5 protein-coding genes are annotated in these 7,263 nt (G+C 58.1%); 1 reads left to right on the top strand and 4 read right to left on the bottom strand.

The features are described 5' to 3' along the window. Window positions 1-56 precede the first annotated feature (56 nt). The 4 genes from AWB76_RS37180 to AWB76_RS37165 are packed head-to-tail and all read right to left on the bottom strand — an operon-like array spanning window position 57 to window position 3,478. Window positions 57-620 carry a lysozyme family protein gene (locus AWB76_RS37180; protein ID WP_244173671.1) on the bottom strand — a complete coding sequence of 188 codons (564 nt, stop codon included), beginning with the start codon at window positions 618-620 and terminating at the stop codon, window positions 57-59. 25 nt (window positions 621-645) lie between these two features. Next, a complete protein-coding gene (locus tag AWB76_RS37175) occupies window positions 646-1,896 on the bottom strand; it encodes a TraB/TrbI/VirB10 family type IV secretion system protein (RefSeq protein WP_061165075.1) in 1,251 nt (416 codons plus the stop codon). Window positions 1,897-1,898: 2 nt separating this feature from the next. After that, window positions 1,899-2,771: a TrbG/VirB9 family P-type conjugative transfer protein gene (locus AWB76_RS37170; RefSeq protein ID WP_061165074.1), complete on the bottom strand. Its 873-nt coding sequence runs from the start codon at window positions 2,769-2,771 to the stop codon at window positions 1,899-1,901. 2 nt (window positions 2,772-2,773) lie between these two features. Then, complete coding sequence (locus tag AWB76_RS37165) at window positions 2,774-3,478, bottom strand: VirB8 family type IV secretion system protein (protein ID WP_061165073.1); 705 nt, start codon at window positions 3,476-3,478, stop codon at window positions 2,774-2,776. Window positions 3,479-4,993: 1,515 nt separating this feature from the next. Here AWB76_RS37165 and AWB76_RS37160 point away from each other — a divergent pair. Further along, complete coding sequence (locus AWB76_RS37160) at window positions 4,994-6,505, top strand: replication initiation protein (RefSeq protein WP_157696314.1); 1,512 nt, start codon at window positions 4,994-4,996, stop codon at window positions 6,503-6,505. Window positions 6,506-7,263: the final 758 nt, after the last annotated feature.

The raw sequence follows: 7,263 nt of genomic DNA, 5'->3' as shown, positions 1-7,263 counted from the left end.
GCGAAAACCCATCCGCTGCAAACCGCGTCTGAGGTTCAGATCGTCATGTAACAGCCTCAAAGGTTACGGTTTATCTGCATGATGCCGACGTCGAAGTTCGACCGGCCGTTGCTGATCAGATAGCGGACCGCGCGATACGCGTCTTCGCGGGTGCGAAAGAAGAAGCCGCGACCCGCGACATTCAACGTCCACGGCCATGCACGACCGTTGTATGCGGACTCATTGAGTGCGATGCCAGCGAGTATCTTCGGATCGACCGACGTATGCATCGCGTCGAACGGCGCTTGCGCAGATGCACATGCCCATCCCCCACGCCGCTCCGTGATGCTCGTTTGGGCGTCATCGCTAAGGGCCGCGGGTCGCAGCCACCCCGCCTTCACAAACAGGCTTTCGACGCTGACCGGTGATCCGTCGATGTTGATCGCAACGCCGCTAGCTGTCCCCTCGACCGTTTGGCCCTCAAATCGGTTAGCCCACGCCAGAAACGGCTTCAGCCCGCATGCGTACACCGGCTCGCCAGGCAACTCGACGATTGCGCGTTTCGTGCCGTCATCGACTACGATGCGCGTCGGGCTGATGATCGAATCGATGGTCGCCGCGTGTGCGCCGAACGCAATCATCGACAGGCACGCAGCCGCCCACGTCTTAGTCATGGTACGGCTCCATGACGATATCCTGCGTCACCTGCACCAGGAACTTCTGACCCGGTTCAACCGTGATGGTCGGCGGGATATTCTGGTTGCGCTGCATGACGGTCTGCGCCGTCGCCGCCGCGACCTGCCCCGCCGTATCACCATAAGTGGTGACGCCGTTCGGCGTCGCGGTCGTCGCCGTCTGCGAGCTGCTGTCGAACGCCTTCAGCAAAATCGCCGTAATGAAGCCCGCGCCGAAGATTTTCAGGAAGTGGTTGTTCACATCGCCCGAGAAACCGGCGTAGCCGTTCTGGTTGGCACCCTGCATGCCGTTGAGCGGCACGCTCTTGCCGTTGGGAAGACGCAGACTCGTCGAAGCGACCAGCAGGCGCTCTTGCCCAACTTTGACGTCCGCGCTGTACATGCCATTGATGAACGCGCCCTTCGGAATCATCAAGCAGTCACTGCGCAGGCTGTCATACACGTCCTCGTCCACCATCAACGCCACGCGGCCCGGCTTGTCCGAGTTCAGCCCCTCGACCGTCTTGACGTGTATGACGTGCGGCGGCGTCAACGTGCAACCCGTCGACCTGCCATTGAAGGTTGTCCGTTCGATGCCGCCGCGCGAACTCGCATCGCGCAGGAAGGCGCGGTCGCGATCTTCCGGTGCTTGGCCCTGCTTCGCCAAGGCGATCGCCATCGCATCGGGCGTGTTAGCTCCAGCAGCGTTCCGAGCAGCTCGTACCTCGTCCAACGAAGGGACGCCAGCGGGCAGTACGCCGGTCGCCGAGTTCGCCGAGCGCGACGCGCCTGCCTGTTTGAATATAGAGGACGTATAGATCGCGTCTTGTGCCGCCTGCCGCGAAAGCTCGCGCGTGTCCGTAACCGAGCCTTTGACTTCTTCCTGGAAGTCCGCACCAGTCAGCATCGGCTTGACAGCGGGCTTCGGAGCCGCTGCTTCAGATGCTGCACGCGCGGCAGCCTCCGACGCCGCCGCGTCGCGCTGCTGGCGGATCATCTGGTCGATGTCGTTGTTGTTCGTGGCGGTGGGCGCTTCTGTACTCGACTTGAGCGCGGTCGCCTTCCGAATGCGCGCCTCTTCGTCCGCCTTGTTCGTCGCCTGCAGCTGATAGTAGAAGCCGAGGCCACCGATGACGACAGCCGCCAAAATGCCGGTGCTCATGATCGCATTGCGCGGCGTCTTGCCTTTGACGAGTGCTTCTTGCTCCGCGCTGGGCGTAGCCGAGTCCGGTTTCTTCGCCACGATCAGAACACCCCGAACAGGCGACGGCGGCCGCGCGTCACCGTGACCTCATCCTTGCCGGAACGCAGGACGATCTCGTCGGCCAGACGCTGCAGGACGAGGAAGTCTCCGCGGCGGATGAAGTTCGCGACGACGCGATCGCCGTGGTCGAGAATGAACGGAACCGGCCACTCTTGTGCCTTCGCCGGCATGCGCATCCACACCGCATGTCCGTCGTCGAAGACCGTCTCCGGCGTGAACTCAGCGCGGCCATCGACGCTGTAGTCCCAGTTCAGCTTGTCCGGCGCCACACCGATGCTTCCTGAATCGCTACCACCGCGCCCGCCAGTCGCCGTCGCGTCATCGCGTGCGCTGACGCGGGCCATTGGCGCACGCGGATATTGGAAGCGCACCGTCTGATAGAACATGCCGCCGGCCGGCGACGCGATCAGCGTGAAGTCGTACTCGCGCAGATTCGTCGTCAGATGCAGCGTGTTGACTAGATCTGCCTTGTGCGGCTTGACGAACACGTGGTTCATCTTGTCGTCGTCGATCTCCCACTGGACGCTGTCGCCCATCGCCGGGTCTGCAATCAGCTTCTCGCCCTTTTCCAGTTCGATCGTCGTCAGCTTGAGCGGTGCGGTCAGCACGCGGTAGATCTGGTCGCGGCTGTACGGGAAGACGCCGATGCGCGCATCGCCCGGCATCGTCAAAGGATCGGCGCCGCCGTTGAATGGATTGATCGGGCTCATCGGGTCGCCTGCGACCATCGCGGCATTAAACGACGAATCGCTGGCGGCTTTTTTCGCCGCAGCCGGTTGAGCAAGGAACGCTGCGCACGCGGCGAGGACGCACATGCCGATGACCGGCCGTTTGTTGAGAATCGTTGCGGTCATGCTTATGCGGTCCGCTCGAGGCGGAAGAACGGAATGAAGATGCCGAAGGGGTTCGTCGTCAACGCCTGCTCAGCAGTCGGCGCGACGATTTGATAGCGCAACGTGAGCGCGTACGACTTCACGTCCGGCTTGCCGGTCGCGCCAGCCTGCGAGGTCGTTGTCGTGAACTCAACGAGAACCGTCGAGTCTTCGAGCAACGCGATATTGCGCACGTCTACTTCGCGGATCAGCTTCGGGTTGGCAGTGATCTGCTGGAACGGGGTGTCGGCCTTCAACCAGTCGCGGAACTGCCCCGCTGCCGCGCCGATCATTTGCGCCTTGACCGAGTTGATGTTGGCGGTCATGCGCGAAGTCTCGAGACGGTCCGACAGCACCGGCTCGATCGTGAACCAGCGAACGGCCATGTCCTTGACGGTCGTGCGCACAGCTTGCGAGTCGGGCTTGTAGGCGATGAGCTCGGTCACGATCGGATGCCCGCCGGTATCGGCAGAGACGCCCACAACGCGAGTGACCGAAGGCGCAGGTTGCCGCGTCCATACCGCGCCGACGGAGATCACGACAAGACCGAACGAGATCAGCATCCAGCGGTTAGCTTCAAGCTTTAGCTTCGTGCTTGTCTCGAAGATGACTTGGCTCGGATCTTCCTCCGCGTACATGCCTGGAGCCGTAGACAGCGCGGCCCGACGCTTGTTTTTGAAAAGACGCATGGCAACCCTTTATTAATGGTCACCATTGGAACAGCACGCGCGTCCTCTGTTTTTTCTAAAGACGCCCAATTTCGAGCGCCATTTCCATGGTCCGGCGAACACTTGGCGTCAAAGCGTTAGGGACGAACGTGCGAATTGCCGTCAACGGAGGAATTTCATAATATGGAAAGTGCGCCGAATAAGGGGGGTGTGAATATTCGGCGCTTTCTGTAACAAGCACTTTCTTCTTTGAATTCAAAGCATTAACAAATTCCCCAGCCGCAGTGGGACGCTCTCCGGAGAGCGTCTCTCATCGTCCATGGACCCGCTAAGCCCTTGTCTCAGCGGGCCGAGAACCTCCCGTGCCAACGCATTCGTCGAGGGCGGGTAGTCAAAAAGCCTTCGCGCTGAGTAACGTCGCTGGCTGCGCCGTGCGATCGGGATGCGTCCGGTGGTCACGTGCCGGTGGGACCCTCGAGAGTACCCATCAGATGCGAACCCGATCGCGCCGATCAACGCAACTTCGACCCATTGCGGGCGACCAACCCGTAGACTTGTTGAGGGATAAAGGCTCGCGGGGTCCGACCCGACGCATACAAGGGCTTGCCGTCAACCGATGCCGAGATGACAACTCCCAACACCTAGCCGTGCTGAGGACTACACCTATAGGCGTAGTCTTTCACCGACATATGTGGCCCCAAGCCACAATAAAGGTAGTCCTCTGACACCCCACAAAAGTAGTCCTGAGTCGCGAAGACTACAGTTATCCGGCTTGCCCTCACTAAAAACGTAGTCCTGCGCGACGAAATCTCCAAACCGATCAACGGGTTACGTGACGTTTACAGATGAGATTGGATTAATACTTATAGATCAGATCGAAGCGAGAGAAATAAGGAGCAACCCGCCCACCACGAGCGGCAATGCGAAGGTTCGAGGCTTTGCGACACCTTCGGCGCTTCGGGAACCGCCGTAGACCAAGCTTCCAAGACTACATCTCCCGGGGTACTACCACCGCTCGTCCACAAATTTCCTCGGAAAGACTACATTTATCGGGCCTCTCCCTCAGAAGATCCCTATAGACGTAGTCTTCAACTTGCCATAAGCACGCCGACGCACGCAAACGGGCTGTTCAGCCTAGTCTGAAAACAGGTTTCCGGAGCGGAGCCAGACTTGCGCCAAATAAACGTAGTCTTGGCATTGGTTCGGGACAGCGTTGAAGGCCGAAGAGCAACCTCTTCTACCCATTCGCCGCTTTACATGCGGTCGTCACGCCCTCGCGACGTCAAGGTATTGCGGATCCCCGCTCAAGGGCTCCGCTCAAGCGATGTTTTTGCCTGGGCCTTTACGCGTTGTGGCCCCGCAACAACCCAAAGACTACATCTATGGGGCGATGCACAGTCGTTGCGACCCGTTGATACCTGCGAAGCTTCGGCGGCAGGACTACGTTTATGGGGGATGGCAGCGACAAGACTACATACCTTTTTTGACATGGGGCTTGAGGCCGGTCATAGTAGCGCCAACATCGTTGGAGGGACTATGGGCATCAGGAACAAGAAAATCGAAAAGCAACTGCTGCTTCCAGTCGCAGCAGCGACGTTAGCCCCCTCCAACCTTGATACATGGGGGGCGTCGACAACCTCTTCAATTGCTGAGCTCGGCAGCGATGCCGTGGAGGTTCTCACTGAAGAAGACGAGGCAGCGCTTCTTGAGAGGCTATCTTCTACGGACATGGCGCGGCTCTATTTGAGCAACGAATCGGAAGGCAAGAGGAACTATCAGCAGAGTCTCGATCTTTTCAGGGATGGCGTCCCGGTTACTCAAGTTAAAGAGGAACTCCTTCTAAAAAAGGTCAGCCAGCGGGTACGGTTCGTAAATCCGCTAAAGCTTCTGCAGAGCAAGTTGCATAATGCTCTCATTTTCGTTGCGCGTCCGACAATGTCGACGCAGCAGGTCTTCTCGGTCTCGCTTGATTATTTATCGTGGTTGGTAGACCACAACGTGAACGACTACGCCTACTTGAAAGCGTCACTGTCAGAGATGCAGCAAGCGCTCATGCAGATTCCGGATGGTAATCGATGGTTCTCAACGCAGATGATCCAGGATGTTCTCATCGAAGGGACGACCCTACACTACAAGATTCCGGCCTTCCTATGCAGGCTCTACGCCGCACCGGATCGGTACCATCATGTCTCGATGAGGATGAACGCGCGATTCAAAAGCAAATACACCCTGAACCTATATGAGCTGCTGCGAGAAAACCTGTGGCGAGGAGAGACGGGTTACATGACGCTCGACGAATTCAGAGAGCGAATGGGGGTTGGCCCAGAGGAATATAACGAGTTCAAACGCCTGAGCATGAGAGTGATACAACCGGCGCTGGTTGAGCTTGAGTCGCTGGGGGACATTTTTGCGTCGGTGCGATATGGACGTGAGAAGCGATTCGTCACTTCACTTAACTTCGTCATAGTTCAAAATCCCAACAGCAAATTATTGTCTGAGAGTGCGTACCTTGATCCCGGCCGCTATAAAGAACTGCGGGAAGAATTCGGCCTTAATCAAAAGCAGATTAAAGAGATTGCAGAAGCCTTTTCTATAGAGCGAATCGAAGCGATATCTGATGTCTTGTTATATCGCTACATCCTCAACAAACAAAAATCCCCGGTTAAGAATTGGTTCTCCTTGTTTAAAAGTGCCCTGCGAGATGAAGAGGACCGTTATCTACTGACGAATTCTGAGAAGGCGGAGCTCTCGCTGTTTCGTGAAAAGCGACAGCAGGCCGCGCTGTTAGAAGATAACCAACGCCGTGAGCGGGAGCTGGAGCGACGTCGGACCGCGGCCCGGAAGGACCAGAGCAATCGGTTGGATGAGTATTGGACTCAACTTCCGGAAGGCCGCCGCCAAGAATTGTGGGACGGGTTCCTAGGCTCTTCGGAAGGAAAGCATTTCCGACAAGCTCGAAAATTGTCGCCCGGAAGCAGACCTGACGTTACCCACCCGCTTGCAAGGGCGAGCTTCGCCGATTTTCTTAATCGATTAGGAGTAGTTTAGCTTTTTCGGCCAACACGGGATCTTATAACCCATAATCCAGTCCCGGGCCCGCCTGTTGCGCCCACGCGGCAACTTCGAGACAACGTAGTTCCGCCCTGTTCCGTTCAAGGTAACGACGGGAGCGCTGCCGCGTCGCCTGGCCTCCTCGCTTCCCACGAGCAAGGCACCCGATACAGCCATTGTTATGGGATTTTCGGTGTAGCTCAGCGGCGGGGACGCCTTCGTGCGCACCGCGGCGCAGGCAAGCGAACCGATGCCCTGAGTTTGTTTCCGCGCGCTTACCACGTGGTAGTGCATCACGAAAACCTCAGCCTTGGGGACGCGTGTCTACCACGTGGTAGTGCGTCAGGAAAACCACAGCCTTGGGGACGCGTGTCTACCACGTGGTAGCGCGTCACGAAAAACGCAGCCTTGGGAACGCGTGTCTACCGCGCGGTAGTGCGTCACGAAAACCTCAGCCTTGGGAACGCGTGTCTACCACGTGGTAGTGCATCACGAAAACAACAGCCTTGGGGACGCGTGTCTACCACGTGGTAGCGCGTCACGAAAAACGCAGCCTTGGGGACGCGTGTCTACCGCGTGGTAGTGCCTCACGAAAACCCGCAGCCTTGGGGACGCGTGTCTACCACGTAGTAGTACGTCAGGAAAACCATACGCGTGAAGTGGATACACGATATTGTGGTAGTGCGTCAGGAAAACCACAGCCTTGGGGACGCGTGTCTACCACGTGGTAGCGCGTCACGAAAACCGCAGCCTTC

Origin of the sequence: Caballeronia temeraria, assembly GCF_001544795.2 — a bacterium.
Taxonomy (GTDB): Bacteria; Pseudomonadota; Gammaproteobacteria; order Burkholderiales; family Burkholderiaceae; genus Caballeronia; species Caballeronia temeraria.
This window is presented reverse-complemented; position numbering and strand designations above follow the sequence as displayed.

Coding starts and splice junctions, on each gene's coding strand:
- AWB76_RS37180 (WP_244173671.1), bottom strand. CDS start 620: ATGATTGCGTTCGGCGCACACGCGGCGACCATCGATTCGATCATCAGC.
- AWB76_RS37170 (WP_061165074.1), bottom strand. CDS start 2,771: ATGACCGCAACGATTCTCAACAAACGGCCGGTCATCGGCATGTGCGTC.
- AWB76_RS37165 (WP_061165073.1), bottom strand. CDS start 3,478: ATGCGTCTTTTCAAAAACAAGCGTCGGGCCGCGCTGTCTACGGCTCCA.
- AWB76_RS37160 (WP_157696314.1), top strand. CDS start 4,994: ATGGGCATCAGGAACAAGAAAATCGAAAAGCAACTGCTGCTTCCAGTC.